At 42.0% G+C, this 19,743-nt stretch carries 15 protein-coding genes; 11 read left to right on the top strand and 4 right to left on the bottom strand.

Features of this window, described 5'->3' with window-relative positions:
• Nucleotides 1–75: 75 nt before the first annotated feature.
• The 8 genes from AC0SAP_RS09220 to AC0SAP_RS09185 all read left to right on the top strand — a co-directional run bounded on the left by AC0SAP_RS09220 (nucleotide 76) and on the right by AC0SAP_RS09185 (nucleotide 10,057).
• Nucleotides 76–1,986 (top strand): ABC-F family ATP-binding cassette domain-containing protein, encoded by a 1,911-nt coding sequence (locus AC0SAP_RS09220; RefSeq protein ID WP_473383955.1) that lies wholly within the window; start codon nucleotides 76–78, stop codon nucleotides 1,984–1,986.
• 872 nt (nucleotides 1,987–2,858) lie between these two features.
• Nucleotides 2,859–3,833, top strand: coding sequence for a ubiquinol oxidase subunit II (cyoA, locus tag AC0SAP_RS09215; RefSeq protein WP_473383954.1), 975 nt, complete (start codon nucleotides 2,859–2,861; stop codon nucleotides 3,831–3,833).
• An 11-nt stretch (nucleotides 3,834–3,844) separates the two neighbouring features.
• On the top strand, nucleotides 3,845–5,848 hold the full coding sequence (locus AC0SAP_RS09210; RefSeq protein WP_473383953.1) for a cbb3-type cytochrome c oxidase subunit I: 2,004 nt from the start codon (nucleotides 3,845–3,847) through the stop codon (nucleotides 5,846–5,848).
• Nucleotides 5,848–6,459, top strand: a complete 612-nt coding sequence (gene cyoC / locus AC0SAP_RS09205) for a cytochrome o ubiquinol oxidase subunit III (RefSeq protein ID WP_286482039.1) — start codon at nucleotides 5,848–5,850, stop codon at nucleotides 6,457–6,459. Before AC0SAP_RS09210 ends, cyoC begins: the two co-directional genes overlap by 1 nt.
• Nucleotides 6,456–6,833, top strand: coding sequence for a cytochrome o ubiquinol oxidase subunit IV (cyoD, locus tag AC0SAP_RS09200; protein WP_286482038.1), 378 nt, complete (start codon nucleotides 6,456–6,458; stop codon nucleotides 6,831–6,833). Before cyoC ends, cyoD begins: the two co-directional genes overlap by 4 nt.
• Before the next feature lie 69 nt (nucleotides 6,834–6,902).
• Nucleotides 6,903–7,883 (top strand): heme o synthase, encoded by a 981-nt coding sequence (gene cyoE, locus AC0SAP_RS09195; protein WP_473383952.1) that lies wholly within the window; start codon nucleotides 6,903–6,905, stop codon nucleotides 7,881–7,883.
• A gap of 377 nt (nucleotides 7,884–8,260) precedes the next feature.
• On the top strand, nucleotides 8,261–9,013 hold the full coding sequence (locus AC0SAP_RS09190) for an SDR family NAD(P)-dependent oxidoreductase (RefSeq protein WP_286482035.1): 753 nt from the start codon (nucleotides 8,261–8,263) through the stop codon (nucleotides 9,011–9,013).
• 117 nt (nucleotides 9,014–9,130) lie between these two features.
• Nucleotides 9,131–10,057: a dipeptidase gene (locus AC0SAP_RS09185; protein WP_473383951.1), complete on the top strand. Its 927-nt coding sequence runs from the start codon at nucleotides 9,131–9,133 to the stop codon at nucleotides 10,055–10,057.
• Nucleotides 10,058–10,212: 155 nt separating this feature from the next.
• Here AC0SAP_RS09185 and AC0SAP_RS09180 read toward each other — a convergent pair whose 3' ends face one another.
• The 3 genes from AC0SAP_RS09180 to AC0SAP_RS09170 all read right to left on the bottom strand — a co-directional run bounded on the left by AC0SAP_RS09180 (nucleotide 10,213) and on the right by AC0SAP_RS09170 (nucleotide 13,494).
• Nucleotides 10,213–11,043 (bottom strand): outer membrane protein, encoded by an 831-nt coding sequence (locus AC0SAP_RS09180; RefSeq protein WP_473383950.1) that lies wholly within the window; start codon nucleotides 11,041–11,043, stop codon nucleotides 10,213–10,215.
• Nucleotides 11,044–11,346: 303 nt separating this feature from the next.
• Nucleotides 11,347–12,426, bottom strand: coding sequence for an alanine racemase (gene alr / locus AC0SAP_RS09175; RefSeq protein ID WP_473383949.1), 1,080 nt, complete (start codon nucleotides 12,424–12,426; stop codon nucleotides 11,347–11,349).
• Between the two features lie 405 nt (nucleotides 12,427–12,831).
• Entirely contained in the window at nucleotides 12,832–13,494 is a 663-nt protein-coding gene (locus tag AC0SAP_RS09170) for a glutathione S-transferase family protein (protein WP_473383948.1), read from the bottom strand.
• Between the two features lie 367 nt (nucleotides 13,495–13,861).
• Between AC0SAP_RS09170 and ygfZ the strand changes: the two genes are divergently transcribed.
• The 3 genes from ygfZ (at nucleotide 13,862) to AC0SAP_RS09155 (ending at nucleotide 16,291) form a co-directional block, all read left to right on the top strand.
• Nucleotides 13,862–14,560 carry a CAF17-like 4Fe-4S cluster assembly/insertion protein YgfZ gene (gene ygfZ / locus AC0SAP_RS09165; RefSeq protein WP_286482030.1) on the top strand — a complete coding sequence of 233 codons (699 nt, stop codon included), beginning with the start codon at nucleotides 13,862–13,864 and terminating at the stop codon, nucleotides 14,558–14,560.
• 67 nt (nucleotides 14,561–14,627) lie between these two features.
• A complete protein-coding gene (locus tag AC0SAP_RS09160) occupies nucleotides 14,628–15,659 on the top strand; it encodes a 6-phosphofructokinase (RefSeq protein ID WP_473383947.1) in 1,032 nt (343 codons plus the stop codon).
• Between the two features lie 242 nt (nucleotides 15,660–15,901).
• Nucleotides 15,902–16,291, top strand: a complete 390-nt coding sequence (locus AC0SAP_RS09155; protein WP_286482026.1) for a RidA family protein — start codon at nucleotides 15,902–15,904, stop codon at nucleotides 16,289–16,291.
• A gap of 233 nt (nucleotides 16,292–16,524) precedes the next feature.
• On the opposite strand, the gene AC0SAP_RS09150 is transcribed toward AC0SAP_RS09155, so the two are convergent.
• Nucleotides 16,525–19,743, bottom strand: coding sequence for an efflux RND transporter permease subunit (locus AC0SAP_RS09150; protein ID WP_473383946.1), 3,219 nt, complete (start codon nucleotides 19,741–19,743; stop codon nucleotides 16,525–16,527).

Genomic DNA, 19,743 nt, shown 5'->3' with positions numbered 1-19,743 from the left:
TAAACCACAAATTTCAACCTCACTTCCACCCCAACTTTCACCTAATTTAAGCTCAACAGAGATCTCCTGATAACTATGATTGAATTTCAAGGCCTCACCATTCGCATGAATGCGAATATACTTATCGACAACTTCAGCTTCTCCATCACACCACGCATGCGAGTCGGATTAGTAGGTAAAAATGGAACAGGGAAAACAACCCTCTTCAATACCATACTCGGTCGTCATGAACCTGATAAAGGAGAGATTCATATTCCTAAGTCTGCGGTGATTGCCGAGGTCGCGCAAGAGATCCATAACACGGAGCTCTCCGCATTTGAATATATTTTAAGTGGCGATGCGGAGTTAGTAGAACTTCGCGAAGCAGAGACGATCGCACTTGCACAAAATGATGCCAATCAAATTGCCCATATCTATGCGCGCATTGAAGAGATTGATGGCTATCGTGCTGAGAGTCGTGCCTATCAACTCCTCGATGGTTTAGGTTTTAAGGTAGATGATTACCACAAACCGGTTAAAGATTTTTCTGGAGGTTGGCGTATGCGCCTCAATATCGGCAAAGCATTGATGTGTCGCTCCGATATTCTGCTACTTGATGAGCCAACAAACCATCTCGACTTTGAGACCGTTGTTTGGGTTGAAAACTGGCTCAAACAGTATCCCGGCATCTTAATTGTTATTTCTCATGACCGAGATTTCCTCGATAATATCTGTACTCAAATTATTCATTTCTACCAGCAGAAAGCGACCGTTTATAGCGGCAACTACACTGCATTCCTGCGTTTAAAAGCAGAAAAATTAGCGCACCAACAAGCCCAATTTGAAAAAAATGAGAAGACGCGCGCGCATCTTCAAAAGTTTATCGATCGCTTTAGTGCAAAAGCGACGAAAGCAAAACAAGCTCAAAGCCGTGTCAAAGCATTAGAAAAACTCGAGGATATCGCCCCTGTTGTTGCGGAGAACGAGTTCTCTTTCCAATTCCAAAAACCCGAAAGAGTCCCCGACCCCCTTATTCGTCTTGATCATGTCAGCTTTAGCTATGATCAAAACCACTTTATTCTTAAAGAGATCAATTTTACAATCACCCCTGAAACTCGCGTCGGGATTTTAGGGCGAAATGGTGAAGGAAAATCAACCCTTATTAAGCTGATCGCCGGAGAAAATATCCCAACCTCAGGAACGATTATTGCGTCAGAACATCTTAAAGTAGGTTACTTCTCTCAACATCAAGTGGAATATTTAACCCTCAGCGAATCCCCTATCTGGCACTTAACACAATTAGATCCTCAGATAACAACCCAAGATGCCCGTAATTTCCTCGGCTCATTCGGTTTTCATGGCGATAAAGTACTAGAAGCGATTGCCCCCTTTTCAGGAGGTGAGAAAGCACGCTTAGCCCTTGCGTTGATTGTCTATCAAAAGCCTAATCTTCTGCTTCTTGATGAGCCGACCAACCATCTCGATATCGATATGCGAGAAGCGATAGCAATTGCCCTACAATCTTTCAGCGGTGCTGTATTAATGGTCTCCCATGATGCTTCGCTCTTAGAACTCTGTTGCGATCAGTTTCTTCTCGTTGCCCATCAATCCTTAAAAGAGTTTAAAGGGGATCTAGAAGATTATCGTCAATATCTTATAGAACAGAATCGCGCCGCATCTCGTGCAGAAAAGAGTGCGCCGATAGCGGAGAAAAAACCGCAACATCATCTCGACCGAGAAGAGCGTAAAAAATTGCAAACAGAATTAAGACGCCTCACAAAAGAGATCGAACAAGCTGAGAAAAAATTAGAAAAATTGACAATAAAAATCGAGGAGATTGAGCAGGTATTAGGAGACCCCGCGAGCTATGAGACCTTATCTCCTGAAGAGATCTTAGCGTTTGATCAAGATAAAAATGCACTTGAGGCAGAGAGCGCTGCAGTGGAAGAAGCATGGCTAAATGCAGCTGAAGAACGAGAAATGATCACAGAAAAGCTAGAAAATTAAATTAACCGATAATATTAATAATAATTGGTATGATAAGAAAAGCTTTTAAAGATTCAGACCTTTAGTACAATATGCAAAATAGAGATTTAATCTTAAGATTATTGATCTCTATTTTGAATTTTTTATATTTTTAAAGGAAAATCTACATACTTATTGCAACTGATAGCTAAAACTGACAAGAGCTAACACAATTTTGCTCATTCAATCGGTAAGGAGTCGCAGGATGATTGATATTCATCATCAATACGTTACTCATTATTAATCAATTGATTAGCAGAAAAAGTGAGATTTAGAGAGAGTAGAGTAGAAAGCGAGTTGAGAAACCGATTAACACTTTACTTAAAACGATAATATAAATTTGCAATGTAAATTTGTAATATAAATTAACAATAGAAATTGATAATTTAAATATTATTAGTTGATATTATCATTTTTTATAGAGTGATTTCCAATCAGCACAAGGATAAATTGCTCTATAATTGATAGATTCCATTACTAAATAGTCAATGGCATCCTCTAACCGAAAAGCGACCTGTCAGCGCCAAAGAGCTGATCTAAGGATAGCGTCTTGTTGTTAATAAGTAGGAAGATCGTAAGAGAAATTAAAACCTGATATAGAACAGAAATTCACTTTTTATAGTTTTGTCTCATGTTTTGTCGGCTTACATTAATAGGAGAGCGATAGGGGATTGTCGCTCTTTTAAAACTCTTTATCTGTAATTCTGTAGGGTAACAATTGATTCTATTCAATGTCTATTCAATACCAATGCAATGCCGATGCAATGCATCTGAATAAACATCTAAATAGTATCAATAGAGAAGAAAAATAATTGCCCTACCTTTATAAACTTATAGCTGATAGGTATTTCGATATGAATAAAGCTGCCTTAAAAGCGCTAAAAATAGGAGCCATCGCCACAGCCCTCCTGATAGTAACGGGATGTAGCGATCTTGCCCTCTTCAATCCGAAAGGTGAGATTGCCGAGTATGAGAAGTGGCTTCTAATTATTAGCGCTGCCCTTATGCTCATCGTTATCATTCCCTGCATCATCATGGCGGTTATCTTCCCTTGGTGGTTTAGAGAATCGAACAAAAAAGCAACCTATAAACCCGAATGGCAAGAATCGAAGATCTTGGAACGATTCATGTGGGGAGTTCCCATCGCCATTATCGCCCTTTTAACCTTTATTACCGTACAAAGTACCATCGATCTCAATCCGAAAAAACGAATTGAATCTGAGAAAGAGGATCTCGTTATTGAAGTGGTCTCAATGGATTGGCAATGGCTCTTTATCTATCCTGAAGAGGGAATTGCAACCATTAATACCCTCTATCTTCCTGTTGATCGCCCTCTTAAGTTTAGACTCACCTCCCAGACAGTGATGAATGCTTTCTTTATTCCACAAATTGGGACACAGCTCGATGTAATGAGTGGAATGGAGAATGTCCTCTATCTGATTGTCAATGAAGAAGGAACCTATCAAGGTGCATCCTATGGTTATAGTGGTGCCGGCTATTCTGATATGAAATTTAGAGTCACCGCTCTTTCTGATGATGATTTTGCCAAGTGGGTTAAAGAGCAACAGTCTCACAATAATAACCCTCTCGATTGGGCCAAATATCAAGAGTTTGTCCGGGAAGAGCCGATCAATGCTCCGGAGCAATATTTCCATCCCATTGAGAAAGGGCTCTATCTGCGTGTCATCTCTCAATTTTTAGATTTAGAAGAGGTTGAAGAGCATATGCGTGAGCATATCCATGAAGTTAACCGGTTAAAGCCTAATATTGAAGCGCTATTAAGCCGCCCAATATCGCCGGCATTAACCTATATATCCCATCAACAGTAGAGGATTCGTCTATGTTTGGAAGATTAACCATCGATAGTATTCCATGGAGCCACCCGATTCCCCTCGCGGCTTTTGGATTTATTATTCTTATTGTCTTAGCGGTTCTGGCAACTATCACCTTCACTCGAAGATGGAAGTGGCTCTGGACTAACTGGCTAACAACCACCGATCATAAACGAATCGGTATTATCTATATTATCGTCGCCATCATTATGCTACTTCGCGGTTTTGCCGATGCCATTATGATGCGCTCACAGATGGCGCTAGCGTCAACCGGGGATCAGGTAGGATATCTTCCCCCAGAACATTATGATCAGATTTTCTCTGCTCACGGTGTCATTATGATCTTCTTTATGGCGACCCCTTTCCTAATTGGACTGATGAATGTGGTCGTTCCACTTCAATTAGGTCGTCGTGATGTCGCCTTTCCAGTCCTCAATGCGGTGAGTGTTTGGTTAACAGTAGCGGGAGCTATCTTAATCAATCTCTCCCTTGGAATTGGTGAGTTCGCTAAGACAGGCTGGGTTGCTTACGCACCACTTTCAGAGAAGCTCTATAGTCCTGGCGTTGGAGTCGATTACTATATCTGGAGTATTCAGGTCTCAGGATTAGGAACAACATTAGCCGCTCTCAATATGTTTGTAACAATTTTAAAGGTGAGAGCTCCCGGCATGAGACTCTTTCAAATGCCACTATTTACCTGGTCAACACTCTGTACTTCCATCTTGATCCTTGCGGTCTTCCCTATCTTAACCGCAACAATGTTACTACTAGGTTTAGATCGTTATCTCGGCTTTGAGATCTTTACCAACTCTTTAGGAGGTGGAAGTCAGATGATGTATGTGAATCTGATCTGGGCTTGGGGTCATCCTGAAGTCTATATCTTGATTCTGCCGGCATTTGGTATCTTCTCTGAAGTTGTTTCAACCTTTAGCCGAAAATATCTCTTTGGTTATAAAGCATTAGTTTGGGCAATTATTGCCATCCTCTTTATGTCACTTACTGTCTGGTTACACCACTTCTTTACTATGGGGGCGGGTGTTAATGTCAATGCCTTCTTCGGTGTTACCACCATGTTGATTGCAGTACCAACGGGAGTGAAGGTCTTTAACTGGCTCTTTACCATCTATCGAGGTCAAGTGAAGATGGATGTACCGATGCTCTACGCTGTAGGCTTCCTTATTCTCTTTGTATTAGGAGGGATGACAGGCGTAATGCTCGCGATTCCTGGTGTCAACTATGCAGTCCATAATACTGAATTTGTTGTCGCCCACTTCCATAACACCATCATTGGTGGCGTTGTCTTTGGTGTTCTTGCCGGCTACAATTTCTGGTTCCCCAAAGCATTTGGCTTTAGACTCCATAAAGGATGGGGATATGCAACTTTCTGGCTCTGGTTTATAGGTTTCCTCTTTGCCTTTATCCCACTCTATCTCGCCGGATTTGATGGTATGCCACGTCGCATTAGCCAAAACATCGATCCTCGATATGGAACCTATCTCGTTGTCGCCCTCTTTGGTGCTGTCTTGATCTTCTTAGGGATTATTGCGATTTTGGTACAACTCTTTGTCAGTATTAAGCAGCGTGAAAAGTTAAAAGATCCCACGGGAGATCTCTGGAATGGTCGTTCATTAGAGTGGTCAATCCCTTCACCACCGCCTGTCTATAACTATGCGGTCATTCCGAAAGTGGATGATATCGATATGTTCTGGAAGTTGAAGCAGGAGGGTAAAGCGTATGATCCCGATCGCCAATATCAAGATATCTACATTCCTAAACATACCGCGCTTGGATTTGTCTCGGGAGGTGTTTTAGCGGGACTACTCTCATTCTCTCTTGTTTGGAGTATCTGGTGGATGGCAATCCTCTTCTTCAGTGCGGCAATTATCTGGTGGATTATTGAGAGCTTTAGAGAGCATGAAGAGATCCTTATTCCAGCAGAGAAAATAAAAGCCGCCGATGAGGCGTTCTTAGAACGTGTTAAACAGTATCAACTTGCACAAGGAGAACACTAATGGCAACAAATACCTTAAGTCGTTCTGATATCAAATTACGTCAAGAAGAGGAGAGCGCAAATAATAAGGTCTTTGGATTTTGGATCTACCTGATGGCAGACTCTATTATCTTTGGAACCTTCTTTGCGGTCTTCGTTGTTCTACTACAAAATACAACGCATGGTCATACGCCCCATTCTCTTTTCGATCTCGGAAATGCTTTTGCAGAAACAGTGGCGCTACTGACTAGTAGCCTCACCTGTGGCTTAGCAATGTTAACCCTAAAACGCGGTAAGATTGGTGCAACAATTCTCCTTCTTATCATCACCTTTATTCTCGGAGGGATCTTCCTAACATTAGAGATTAGAGAGTTTTTGGGCTTTATCGATATCGGCGCAACACCTCAAAGTAGCGGATTCCTCTCTGGATTCTTCTCTCTTGTAGGGCTTCATGGAGCGCATCTCTCCATCGGGATGGTCTGGATGTTGGTGATGATGTTGCAGTTAGCCTTTAAAGGTTCAACCCTAGAGACTCGTACACGAATGAAGCTCTTTAGCCTCTTTTGGCACTTCCTCGATATTATCTGGATCTGTATCTTTACTGTTGTCTACTTGATGGGGGTTTCACTATGACCGATCTCAACACTACATTAACAACACCGCAAGAGGAGATGACACAAACCACGCAAGAGGGAAAAGGAGAATTAACTGCCTATTTAGTCGGTTATGGATTCTCTATTATCCTCACACTTCTCTCCTTTGGTACCGTCATCTACTTAAGAGAGATGCTCTCTATTGGTGTATTAGCGGGGATTTTAGCGCTCAGTGCAATTACTCAAGTGATTGTGCAAGTCGTCTGCTTCCTCCATATTAAAAAAGGAGATAACGATGGCTGGAATGTGGCCTCTCTACTCTTTACCGGCATTATTCTTCTGATAGTTGTCGGTGGTTCTGGCTGGGTGATGTACTATCTCCATATGAATATGATGCCGGAACTTCCTATGTAATCTCTCTTTTTATATCTATTAAGAGAGCAATCTAGGAGATCTCCTAAGCAGAGCATTAATGGGGTGAGGATGATAGAAATATTTCGATCTTCATGCCTCACCCCTATGATGCTCTTTATTCACTTCTCTCATCTATCAATTGAGTTAGGGAACCACGTGATCTATCGTAATTTTCGTCCATTTTTAAAATTGATTAAACATGGGATTATTCTCGGCAATCTCGTTCCTGTGATTGCGGGCTACCTATTAGCACTCAATCTTGCGGAAAATTTCAATGTCTCCCGTTTTATCGCAACAATAATCGGTATTAGTGCTATTATTGCAAGTGCGACAATCGCCAATAATATTATCGATCGAGATATTGATCGTATTATGACGCGCACCCAAAATAGACCTCTGGTCAATGGCGATATCTCTCTAAAAACTGCACTTATTCTCTCAATAATCGCCGCAATTATCGGTTTCTATCTTCTCTTTGTAGAGGTCAATCGCTTAGCGGGGTTCTTTGCCCTAATCGGCTTTATCGATTATATCCTCCTCTACTCTCTTATCTTTAAGCGCAACTCCACTCTTAGCATTTTAGTGGGTAGTATCTCCGGCGCTGTCCCCCCACTTGTGGGCTATGTTGCTGTTAGCAATCAGATCGATAACAATATTCTCTTTCTCTTTATTATCTTCACCACATGGCAAGTGGCACACTCTTATGCAATCGCTCTCTACCGAAAAAAAGATTATCAATCGGCAAAGATACCCATGGCACCTCTTTTCCTCTCCTTAAAGAGAACACAAAAAGAGATGGCGCTCTATGTTGGCGCTATGGCAGTTGCGACACTATTGCTTGCACTTGAAAGCTTTCATTTCCTCGCTATGCAAATTCTCATTATTGCAATTACGCTCTATTGGTTAATCGATATTTTAAGACCGATCCAAACAGAGGAATCCCGCTGGGGAAGGCGTCAATTTCTTAACTCCCTCCTTCTTATAATGGCCTTCTGTTTTACCATTATGATCGATTACCTCTTTACTCATCTTATAAATGTAACCTTATAAGCGTGCTTTAACACGACATTCTTATCTCACAATATTTATATCACTACAAAATAGAAAAGAGACCCGACCGAATCACTCAAGAGATTGATTACCCCTCTTACCATTAAAGATGCTATTTTAAGTAAAAGCGATTGCGATGGAGATGGAGAGATGGAGAGATGGAGATTGTCAGTGTAGATGAGTATGAGTGAATATGATCATTTCCGCGATAATTACTCCCATCACTAAGTTCTATTACCACAATTGCGATATCTTGCAGTTACAGAGGTCTACATACTGGTTTATATAGTGGTTTATATAGTGGATTACATCTTATAAATGTATAAAAAATAAAATCAAGAATAAAATCAATAAGATAACGAGAGAGGAGCGACAGAATGAATATTTTAATAACCGGCGCATCATCAGGCTTTGGATTAGAAGCAACTAAAATCTTCATCGAACAAGGATATACCGTGGTGGGCCTTGCTCGCAGACATGAGAAGTTGATGGAGCTAAAAGCACAACTCGGCGAAAATTTCTATCCCTTAACAGCTGATATGGCAAATCTTGAATCTGTTAAAGAGGGGATTGAGAATCTTCCTGAACCTTTTGATCAGATCGATATTTTAATCAATAATGCCGGCCTTGCTCTCAATCTCAATCCTGCGTTTGATGTCGATTTTGAAGATTGGCAAACGATGATCGATGTAAATATTCGGGGGTTAACTTATATCACCCATCTGATCTTGCCACAGATGGTCGCTCGAGATGATGGCTACATTATCAATATCAGTTCCACTGCGGGGAATTATCCCTACTACGGTTCCAATATCTATGGCCCTACTAAAGCATTTGTTACGAGCTTTTCACAAAATTTAAGAGCTGATCTTATCGGGAAAAATATTCGTGTCTCCAATGTTGAGCCCGGCCTCTGTAGTGATACTGAATTTTCCAATATTCGCTTTAAAGGCGATGATAAACGCGCAGAATCGGTCTATGCAGATGTAGAAGCCGTTACCGGCAGAGAGATTGCCGAGATCATCTACTGGCTTACGACACAACCTAAACATGTTAATATTAACCGCATCGAGGTAATGCCTACAATGCAGACCTTTGCGGGATTGACGGTCTATAAAAAAGAGAAGTAATCTCAGGGTATATTTTATTAACGCTCTATTATTCTATTATAAGTGAGCGCTTTAAGATCTACTCGCTAAACTCAAGAGCCATTTATTAACGACTTAATTTAACAAGAGCAATCAAATATGAAAATTATCGATCTTCATTGTGACGCCTTAATGAAACTCTCGGATGCTAAAGGAAAATTCTCCTTCAAAGATTCGATCGAGCTCGATGTTAATCTAGATAAGTTGAAGAGAGGCGGTGTAAAGGTTCAAGCTTTTGCCATCTTTGTCTCCCCTTCTCTCCCCTCTTCTGATCAATTTCAAGAGGTGATCGCACAGATCCATTACTTCTATAATGAGATTTTAGAGAAATATCCCGAAATGCGTTTAATTCGTTCTTGGGATCAGATCTCTCAGCTCAAAGAGGGCGAGATCGGTGCATTTTTAACCTTAGAAGGGGTTGATCCTATTGGCAATGATCTCAAAAAATTAACCCTTCTCTATCAATTAGGAGTTCGCTCGATCGGTTTAACTTGGAACAATGGAAACCTAGCGGCAGATGGTGTTGCTGAAGCAAGAGGTGCCGGATTGAGTCGCTTTGGAAGAGAGATTGTGAAATGGTGTAATGAGCATCAACTCTTTGTCGATGTTTCACACCTTCATCCCACTGGATTTTGGGATGTGATGGAACTTGCGAAATACCCTATTGCAAGTCACTCTAATGCGATGACAATTTGTGAACATCGTCGTAATCTCACTGATGATCAGATCCGCGCAATGATCGAACGAGATGCGATGATACATATTGTCTTCTGCCCACCTTTTGTCAAAAAAGGGGGGAATGCCACCATTATTGATGTGATCTATCAGATCAACCATATTGTTGCATTAGGCGGTATTAAAAATATTGGCTTTGGCTCCGATTTTGATGGGATTGAATCGAAAGTAGAGGCATTGAGTGATGCGAGTATGTATCCCAATCTTATCGAAGCCCTCAAAGCTTTCTACTCCGAAGAGGAGATCGCCGGCTTTGCTTACCAAAATTTCTTAGATCGATTACCACGATAGTTTCTACCCACGTCATTATCTGTTGCATCGTTATCTATTTATATTTACCAAAAAAAATCGAAGTCATTATTCCTCTAGAAATAGTGACTTCGATTCTACCCTCTATTCTTACGCTTTTTTAAGGTTCAGATTTGATCTGGAAAAAATTGATAGATCTACCAAGGAAGAGTCTCAATCTTTTTAGGTGCCTCGCTTTTATCTATTGCTTCTACTGCTTGACGCTGTTTTGAGACACTCTTTTGAAAACTATTAGATTCCATTCGTTCAAAGCTATCTCTCAACTCTGGCGTTACATGATCTGCATAGATATTCTCTTTAACAGGCGCCTCTTCACGATAGAGTTCACCTAAAATATGACGAATGCCGAGCGTCAACTCATTGGAGGTTACTTTTGCCTTCAATTGAGAGTTATTTGTCGTCGCTGTTCTCGCCTTTCCTAAATCAACATGACGAAAACCAAAATCTATCGCGGTATTCGGTGTTGCCTGATAGGAGATACCGGCACCTAATGACCATGCAAAATTGTTCTGTGATCCTGACTGATAATTAAAATTATTACCATAATGACCTGTTGATTTTAAACGTGCATAACCGACTCCCGCAACACCATAAAGAGCGATATCATCCTTAAGTTGATAACTTAAATAGCTATTCACCATCAAACGCTGACTCTTAATTTTTTGCTGATAAAAGTCAGACTCTGTCAAATTATCATATCGTTTCGACTGAGGAAGAACATATTCCAACTCCACACGAAAGATATCATCAAATTGATAGCCCGCAGCAACCGATCCATTAATACCATTTTTATGCTGCGATCCTTTTTTTACAACTTCATTACCGGGAAGCCTAGAATCTCCCATTTTTTTCGCCTCCTGTCGTATCCCTAAAACATTGGCGCCGGCATAAAATCCTGTTTCTACAGCCAATGCACAAGGAGAGATAGTTACTAATAACATGGAGGCCAATAGGGCGCTCTTCTTCATATCTTTTTCCTTCCCATAAAATAAATTAAACCCAACGATAAAGCTTCAATCATTCCACTTTATCAACTTCTTGACAATAGCAGTTAATACTTTTTTAGTAATTCCCTTATTATACTGATAACAAATGATATTTTCGACTTTAACTTTCAAAAGAGATGCTTAAATAGTAGAACTTAAGCGGTAGAAATTAAATAGATAAAACAGAAAGAGGGAAATTCCTCTAGAGAGCGCTCCCAAGATGATCACTAACTATAAAAAATGGCATAACATCGATCACAAGCCTAAGATCTCAGTGCCCCATTTTTACGATAATTGAGAGACAACAAAATGCACTCTTTTCGCTAAATGGGTCAAAATGGTATAAGGAATTGTTCCTGCCCACTCAGCGACTCTCTCGATCGGTAATCGCTCACCAAAGATCTCTACCGGTTGCTCCCAGTCATTTTGCGGAACTGAGCGAAGGTCGATCATCATCATATCCATTGCAGGTCTACCTATAATTTTAGCGCGATGCTCCCCGACTAATACATAAGCATCATCACTAATTTCTCGAGGATAACAATCTGCATAACCACAAGCAATAACACCGATTGGCATTCGCTCCGGCGCAATAAACTTAGCGCCATAACCTACACTCTCCCCGGCTTCAATCTCCGTCGTATGAATCACTTTTGATCGAAGCGTTAAGAGAGGACGAAGTCCAAAATCAGCCCCCACTTTTCCATCAATAGGGGAAATACCATAAAGTGAAATCCCCATCCGCACAATCGATTGATGTGTTGCTGGTGCTTGTAAAATAGCGGCTGAATTGGCTAATGATTGAGGAAGCTCTAAACGATCTAATTGTGCCATTCTCTCAAGTTGCTTTGGAAAGAGCGGTGAATCAGCCTCATCTGAAGTTGCAAAATGGGTCATTAAGGTAATAGATGCAACCGAAGAGAGTTTCTGTAAACGCGCAACAACAGAGAATGCTTCTTCTGGTGTAAATCCTAATCGATGCATTCCTGTATCAACCTTCACAAAGATACCGATAGGCGTAGTAAGATTCGACTCCTCCAACATCTTAAGTTGCTTCTCATTACCGATCGCTACAAGATAGTTAGCTTCACTTGCTCGCTGGTACTCCTCTTTTGCAAAGACACCTTCTAATAACAAGATCGGAAGCTCTCCCCCTTTTTGCCGAATATCATCAGCCTCTTCGCGCATCGCAACCGCAATATAATCGACCATGCGATTAACAATCGGCAGCATATTCTCCACTCGATGCCCATATGCGTCTGCTTTCAAGACGGCACAATGTTGGCTTTGGGGCGATTTTCCTTTTAAGATCTCGATATTATTCTCTAATGCTGCATTAGAGAAGTAAGCGATTAACGGTCTCATATATTTCCTCTAAATCACTCTATACGATCACAATTTGTTAAATTCTTTCAGAATATCTCAAAAAGAGTAACCGTAAGGCATTGGTTCTACTTAAAATTATCTTATTATTCGCGATACCTGCCCATAAGATATGAAAAGAGATTAGCTCTCTTCCGATGAAGATATCTGCTAATCTCTCTCAATCTGATGATGATTGGGCATTGAAATTGTACTACTACTTCCAACTGCGACCAAGCCTTGATCCCCTAAAGGGTTATTGATTATTCAATTTGACAGCGCAACCTGACGACTGAAGATCATCACTCAATCTATTCGAGTCCCTACCCCGGCAAGAGAGCAAGCTCTTTTCCAAACGATGCATCAAATAGTCACATTGAAATTATCAACGACTATTACTGCCCACTTCTAATCGAGATTCTGGAAAAGAATCCCACCACGCCCTTTTTGAATCTCTATAAATCTCTCTGTCCAATCGCCAGCGATAATCTGTAGAACCGCATGATGTGTTAAAAGCTTATTGCTTAAAGCTTCCAGTTTTGGGAAATCAGCCAAAATATTCTCAACCCCAATTGAATTAAGTGCATCAAAACGGATAAACATCGGCGCTAATACAATATCAACAGCGGTCATTGTCTCCCCAATGAAGTAGCTACGACCACAGCGCTCCTCAAGGACCGCTAAAGTTCCTCTCATCGTAGCAAAGTGTTTTTCAACTTCCTCATGGCTTTTGGCACCCATACTCATATATTGTGGCCCATATAACTCCCCGGCAACCCCTGCCCAAGCACGTTGAATCGCCCTTTTTGCCGGCAATTTAGCATAGATAGAAGGGACTTTATGTAGCTCTTCGATATATTCTACAATCGCCATCGACTCAAAGAGCACCTCTCCCGTTGTCACTTTCATGACAGGTACCTTGCCTAAAGGAGACCACTCCTTAAACCACGCTGGTAACTCCGCATGAGGATCGAGCCAGATCGACTCAAAATCAACCGCTTTCTCATTCAATGCAATGAGAACTCTCTGCACAAAGGGGCAGAACGGATACCCCACTACTTGATAACTCATATTGACCTCCCGGTTCTAATTTTAATAAGTCGCTTATTCATGCACCCATTTCACCAAACGAATCTCCATTAAAGAGTCTATTAAGCATCCGCATTAACATGGGCAAAACATAGGTATATTGCTCTTTTTAGTCTATCATAAGGAGAGCATAAAGAAGCGATTATACAAACTTCTCTCAACTTTCAAAATAAGATTGAGAGAAAATTGAGAGAAAAAATATTTCTCACAATTACGCTACAATAGATCAGACTCCATATTTAAAATGAGTCAACGATGCAATGCGACTCAATAATCGATTATAAAATGATTACAAAACCATAAAACTACTAAACGATCTCAATATTTAAGCTCATAGGGAGAATTTTATATGTCAATTCAACTTAGTTGCCTTACCGTTGCCGGTCAAGATGCCGCGACTTTTCTGCAAGGCCAAATTACTGCAGACGTTCATCATCTCACCTCACTCTATCCTGAGAAAAAAAATCAGGGACTAGCGGCAATCTGCAATCGCCAAGGACGTGTCATGGTGCTCTTTTGGATGGTAAAAGTTGATGATGAAACTTTCCATCTCCTTCTACCTCGTGATTTAGCTGAAACGATCGAAAAGCATCTTAAAATCTTTATCTTCCGCTCAAAAGTAACCTTACAGCTCGAAGAGCCCACTGCAGAAGAATTAGCTCAACTTCCCGAAGGTCTCTCTATTCCTTGGATTACAGCAGAGAATAGTGAGGCATATGTCCCTCAAATGTTAAGCCTAGATCTTCTCGGGGCAATTAGTTTTAAAAAGGGGTGCTATACCGGACAAGAGATCGTTGCTAGAATGCAATATTTAGGGAAACATAAAAGACGTTTAGCCCTCATTACTGCAGAAGAAGAGGGAGATCTTAGCTGCAATGCCACCATTACCAATCAAAGTGGTAAAGAGGCTGGAACAGTTGTCTATCATCAAGGTCATCAGGCTTTTGCTGTTGTAAGATTAGAAGAGATTGAAGATGCCCCCCTTAAGATTAATGCCACCATCACAATTGATAAGATCTGGCATGATGAAGAGGAGGCGGATCAATAAAAGCAATCACTTTATGCGATTAGCCCTCATAGCTCACACCATCGATGCCTTTAAGGAGAGAAAATAGATGAGTCAAAAACATATTGGAATTTTAACTGCCGGCGGAGATTGCCAAGGATTAAATGCAGCATTACGCGGAATTACCCTCTCTGCTCTCAAAGAGGGTTGGAAAGTGACCGGAATTCATGATGGGTTTCTCGGCCTTGCTGAGATGGCTCATAGTGAGCTAACCTTCGCTGATGTCTACGATATTGCCGGAACGGGTGGAACAATTCTCGGCACTGGTCGCGGAGGTGGCAAAGCACAAAATACAGAAGACGCCGTTGCGGCCTGTGTCGAAAGCTTTAAGGCATTAGAACTCGATGCACTCATCTGTTTAGGTGGCGATGGAACTCAACGATTTGCCTCCTATCTCCATGCCGCCGGCGTTCCTGTCGTCACTCTCCCCAAAACGATCGATAATGATATCGCTCATACCGATGTAACTTTCGGATATGATACTGCGGTTCACGTCTCTGTTATGGCATTAGACCGATTAAGAACTACGGCCGACTCCCACCATCGTCTTATGATTTTGGAGGTGATGGGACGAGATGCCGGGTGGTTAGCTGCAGGTGCGGCTTTAGCTGGCTCTGCTGATATCTGCCTGATTCCTGAAATTCCCTACTCTTTAGAGGCGATTGTAGAGTATACGAGAAAAAATATTAAAAATCGCCGGTCAGCACTATTAGTTGTCGCTGAAGGCGCGATCTCTCAAGAGAATCATCGTCTAGGTTTAACGCCAAAAAAACATGCCGAAGCGATCAAATTGGTCGATAGTATCCCCGAACTAACAGGAATGCAGTCACGCTTAACAACATTGGGTTATGTCAGCCGTGGTGGTGCTCCTACAGCTGCAGATCGTATCTTTGCAACTCAATGTGGCACCAAAGCGATTGAGCTTGTCAAAGAGGGTCGCTTCGGTGTTATGGTTGCAGATCAAGGTCGCCAACTTGTCGCGGTTCCCCTCGAAGAGGTTGCCGGCAATCCACGCCTCATTCCTGTTGATCATCCATTGATTGAGACGATGCGTGCAACCAATATCTGTCTTGGAGTTTAATCATCATCTCTTTTGAGATTTTAAATAAGGAACTGATCAGGGATAATAGAGAGAAAAAGAGAGGCTAAAAGAAGATGTTATCACAAACGCTTCTCCTCTCTTCACACTTGTAAACCCTATCATCACCCCGATTGAGGAGGCAAAATATTATGATGTTGCCCATAAAACTGATAACATCATACTCCTTTACCGGAATTTTCCAGTTATATCTATAGAAGTTTATAAAATCAAAATTGAACAGTATGAAGAAAATTATTAGCACAGCTCATGCCCCAGCGGCAGTCGGTCCTTATTCACAAGGTAATGTCTTTGAGAATCTTGTCTTCACATCAGGGCAACTTCCACTCAACCCTGAAACGATGAAGTTTCCAGAAGGGGGAATTAAAGAGCAAGCCGCACAAGCCCTTCAAAACCTCAAAGTAATCTTAGAAGCTGCGGATGCAGATTTTAGCACCGTCTTAAAAGTGACCTGCTATCTCGATGATATCAATGACTTTGCCGATTTTAATGAGGTCTACACTGAATTTTTCGGCACTGAGAATGCACCAGCGCGCTCCTGCTTTGAAGTAGGCGCATTACCGATGGGGGCATTAGTTGAAATTGAAGCGGTTGCTTATCGTAAAATCGATTAAGAGCCGACTGGGTCGACTAGACATCGTCGAATAAAAGCGATAAAGAAAGGGAGTCTGACAGAATCATGGCTCCCTTTTTGTTGCCCTCTTTTTCAACATCAACAGACAGAAACTTGTGACAGAAACTTATGAACTACCGAGTTTACGAGTAGAACCCAATAAAAAAAGAAAGGCTAGAAGATCTATCAATCCTCTAGCCTTTTTAATAGTTATTTTGAGCTACTTATGTCTGCCTATTGCGCAGGAACATCCACCTCTTTAGATTGCTCTACTGGTTTATTTCCCGCCTCATCGCGCTTCTTCTTATCCCGATTGAGGAGAATATAGAAGACCGGTGTATAGAGAAGAACGAGAAGCGTTCCCCCAATCATTCCACCAACAACGATGCGACCGACAACATTTTGCGCTCCGGCACCAGCACCTGTTGATAAGGCTAACGGCATCACACCAAATCCAAAAGCGAGAGAGGTCATCACAATAGGACGAAGTCGCTCTTGCGAGGCTCGAATAGTGGCATCAATCGTTGACATTCCTTCACGAACAAGATCGCGCGCAAACTCAACAATCAAAATCGCATTCTTTGAGGTTAAGCCGATTGTTGTTAATAATCCCACCTGGAAGTAGACATCATTCTCTATTCCAAAGAGTCTTGCGGTAATCACTGCGCCCACAACACCTACAGGAATTGTTAAGAGTACAGAGATCGGTACCTTCCATGATTCATAGAGCGCCGCTAAGCTAAGGAAGATAACAAAGACCGAGACTAACAACAACATCACCTGAGAGTTTCCAGCCTCTTGCTCCTCATAAGAGGTATCGGTCCAAGCAACATTAATCCCTTGCGGTAGATGCTCTCTTACCAAAATCTCAATCGCATCCATCGCTTCCCCGGTACTCTTACCCGGTGCCGCATTGATTGAGAGAGGGAATGAAGAGAACCCATCAAAACGGTTCAGTTGTGGCGGACCATAAGACCAACGGCCCTTTGCAAAGGCGCTAAATGGCACCATTTCACCCTTCGCATTACGAACATACCAGCTATTAAAATCATCCGGCATCATACGATAAGGTGCATCCGCTTTCACCTGAACATGTTTCACGCGCCCACGATCGATAAAGTCGTTGACATACATACCACCCCAAGCGATTGAGAGTGCGGTATTGATATCTCCCACTGATACCTGTAATGCTTGTGCCTTTTCGCGATCAATATCCACATGATATTGCGCCGTGTCAAACTGCCCTCCAGGACGTAAAGTTGCAATATCAAGATCGGGAGAAGTTGCAGCTAAACCGATAAACTTCATGACGGAATTCATCAAGGTATCATGCCCTAACCCAATCGTATCTTGTAGCTGGAAGCTCACCCCTGTTGCCGTTCCTAACTCAATAATCGGTGGTGGACTAAAGACAAAGATCTGCGCTTCTGGAATATTGACAAAATATTTCTGTAAACGATCCATTAATGCAGGTATCGACTCATACGTGGATTTACGATCTTCCCAAGGACGAAGCTTAATAAAGAACATCCCCTGCTCGCTTCCTTGTCCTGAAAAGCTAAATCCAGCAACTGTCATCACCGACTCGACCGTTTTTTGCTCTTCCTTGATCAGATAATCGGCAATCTCTTGGAGCGGAATCTCTGTCTGATTAAGCGAGGTTCCATTAGGATTAATAGTCATCCCAATTAAGATCCCTTGGTCCTCATCCGGCAGGAAGCTCTTTGGCAACTTCATAAATTGATGTCCAATTGCCCCTAAACCGACAATAAGAAGAAGAACAAAGATCATCGGATGTTTCAAGACTTTCGCAATCGTCTTAGTATAAGTATTACTCACCTTATCAAAGCCGATATTGAAATATTTAACGGCTAATCCAATCACCTTATTGAAAGGTGCAAAGAGCTTCTGTAAGAAGCGCCCGAATGCCGTTTTAGGAACATGATGCTCTTTATGATCTCTTAATAATGTGGCGCACATCGCCGGAGTAAAGATAATAGCGACAACCACAGAGAGCAACATGGCTGTAATAATTGTGACCGAGAATTGACGATAGATAACCCCTGTCGCTCCCCCTAAGAAGGCCATCGGTACAAATACCGCTGAGAGAACAACCCCAATTCCGATCAAGGCGCCTGTGATCTGATCCATCGAACGACGAGTTGCCTCAAGAGGGGAGACTTTCTCTTCCTCCATGATACGTTCCACATTCTCTACAACAACAATCGCATCATCAACCAATAGACCAATCGCTAAAACCAGCGCAAAGAGCGTTAACGTATTGAGATTGAAGCCCAATAGATCCAAAATCAACATAGTTCCCGCTAAAACGTAGGGAATCGCCAACATCGGAATAATCGTTGCCCGAATATTTTTCAGGAAGAAGAAGACAACAACAAATACCAAGATAATAGCATCGATCAATGTCTCTTCCACACTAGCAACTGAATACTCAACAAAGGGAGTTGTGTCATAAGGGAAGGTGTAAGCTAAACCAGATGGGAAATCTACTGAGATCTTCTCTAAGTAACTTTTCACCGCTGTTGCCGTATCAAGCGCATTTGCTCCCGATGCAAGACTCACAGCAAGCCCCGCAGCCGGAGCATTATTATATTTTACGACAACTGCTTCTGATTCAGGCGATAACTCAACACGCGCAACATCTGAAAGGAGTACTTCACTTCCATCTTCATTCACGCGTAATTGAATCGCTTTAAACTCTTCTGGACTCTGCAGTAATGACTGCGAGGTGACGGTATAACTAATCAACTGATCCTTCACCGCCGGCATCGCACCTAATGCACCTAATGTTGCCTGAGAGTTTTGCTCTTTGATCGCCGCGACAACATCGGTCGGCGTCATATTATATTTATAGAGCTTTATGGGATCGAGCCAGATATTCATCGCATAACTTGAACCGAAAAACTGAATCTCACCTACGCCCCCAATTCGACTCATCTGATCTTCAAGTGTTGAGGAGATATAATCCCCAATATCCCCGGAAGACATCGATCCATCAGGTGAATAGAAGCCAACAACTAAGAGGAATGAACCGCTTGTTTTCGCAATGGTCACCCCCTGTTGCTGCACCGCTTGTGGCAGTTTGCTCAATGATTGTTGAATCTTATTTTGAACCTGAACTTGCGCTAAATCTGGGTCAACCCCTTGGTTAAAGGTCACAGTGATTTGGAAAGTTCCAGAGCTTGAACTTGAGGAGTTCATATAGCGATAGCCATCTAAGCCACTAATACTCTGCTCAATAACCTGTGTAACGCTCTCTTCAACCGTCTGTGCACTTGCACCTGGGTAGACCCCAGAAATACTGATCTGAGGCGGTGCAATAGGGGGGTATTGCGATACCGCCATGTTTCGTACCACTAAGAGGCCGATAAACATCGTTAAGATCGCAAGAACCCACGCAAATATTGGTCGGTCTATAAAAAATCGTGCCAT

It is taken from the genome of Ignatzschineria sp. PL_is040, from assembly GCF_055813795.1.
Note: the sequence above shows the minus strand (reverse complement) of the source record. Positions and strands in the feature narration are given on the sequence as shown.

Excerpts from the sequence above, each read along its gene's own strand:
- cyoC (WP_286482039.1), top strand. The coding sequence starts at position 5,848 with ATGGCAACAAATACCTTAAGTCGTTCTGATATCAAATTACGTCAAGAA.
- AC0SAP_RS09170 (WP_473383948.1), bottom strand. The coding sequence starts at position 13,494 with ATGAGTTATCAAGTAGTGGGGTATCCGTTCTGCCCCTTTGTGCAGAGA.
- AC0SAP_RS09150 (WP_473383946.1), bottom strand. The coding sequence starts at position 19,743 with ATGGCACGATTTTTTATAGACCGACCAATATTTGCGTGGGTTCTTGCG.
- cyoA (WP_473383954.1), top strand. The coding sequence starts at position 2,859 with ATGAATAAAGCTGCCTTAAAAGCGCTAAAAATAGGAGCCATCGCCACA.
- AC0SAP_RS09155 (WP_286482026.1), top strand. The coding sequence starts at position 15,902 with ATGAAGAAAATTATTAGCACAGCTCATGCCCCAGCGGCAGTCGGTCCT.
- AC0SAP_RS09190 (WP_286482035.1), top strand. The coding sequence starts at position 8,261 with ATGAATATTTTAATAACCGGCGCATCATCAGGCTTTGGATTAGAAGCA.
- AC0SAP_RS09210 (WP_473383953.1), top strand. The coding sequence starts at position 3,845 with ATGTTTGGAAGATTAACCATCGATAGTATTCCATGGAGCCACCCGATT.
- cyoD (WP_286482038.1), top strand. The coding sequence starts at position 6,456 with ATGACCGATCTCAACACTACATTAACAACACCGCAAGAGGAGATGACA.
- AC0SAP_RS09160 (WP_473383947.1), top strand. The coding sequence starts at position 14,628 with ATGAGTCAAAAACATATTGGAATTTTAACTGCCGGCGGAGATTGCCAA.
- cyoE (WP_473383952.1), top strand. The coding sequence starts at position 6,903 with ATGATAGAAATATTTCGATCTTCATGCCTCACCCCTATGATGCTCTTT.
- alr (WP_473383949.1), bottom strand. The coding sequence starts at position 12,426 with ATGAGACCGTTAATCGCTTACTTCTCTAATGCAGCATTAGAGAATAAT.
- AC0SAP_RS09220 (WP_473383955.1), top strand. The coding sequence starts at position 76 with ATGATTGAATTTCAAGGCCTCACCATTCGCATGAATGCGAATATACTT.
- ygfZ (WP_286482030.1), top strand. The coding sequence starts at position 13,862 with ATGTCAATTCAACTTAGTTGCCTTACCGTTGCCGGTCAAGATGCCGCG.
- AC0SAP_RS09185 (WP_473383951.1), top strand. The coding sequence starts at position 9,131 with ATGAAAATTATCGATCTTCATTGTGACGCCTTAATGAAACTCTCGGAT.
- AC0SAP_RS09180 (WP_473383950.1), bottom strand. The coding sequence starts at position 11,043 with ATGAAGAAGAGCGCCCTATTGGCCTCCATGTTATTAGTAACTATCTCT.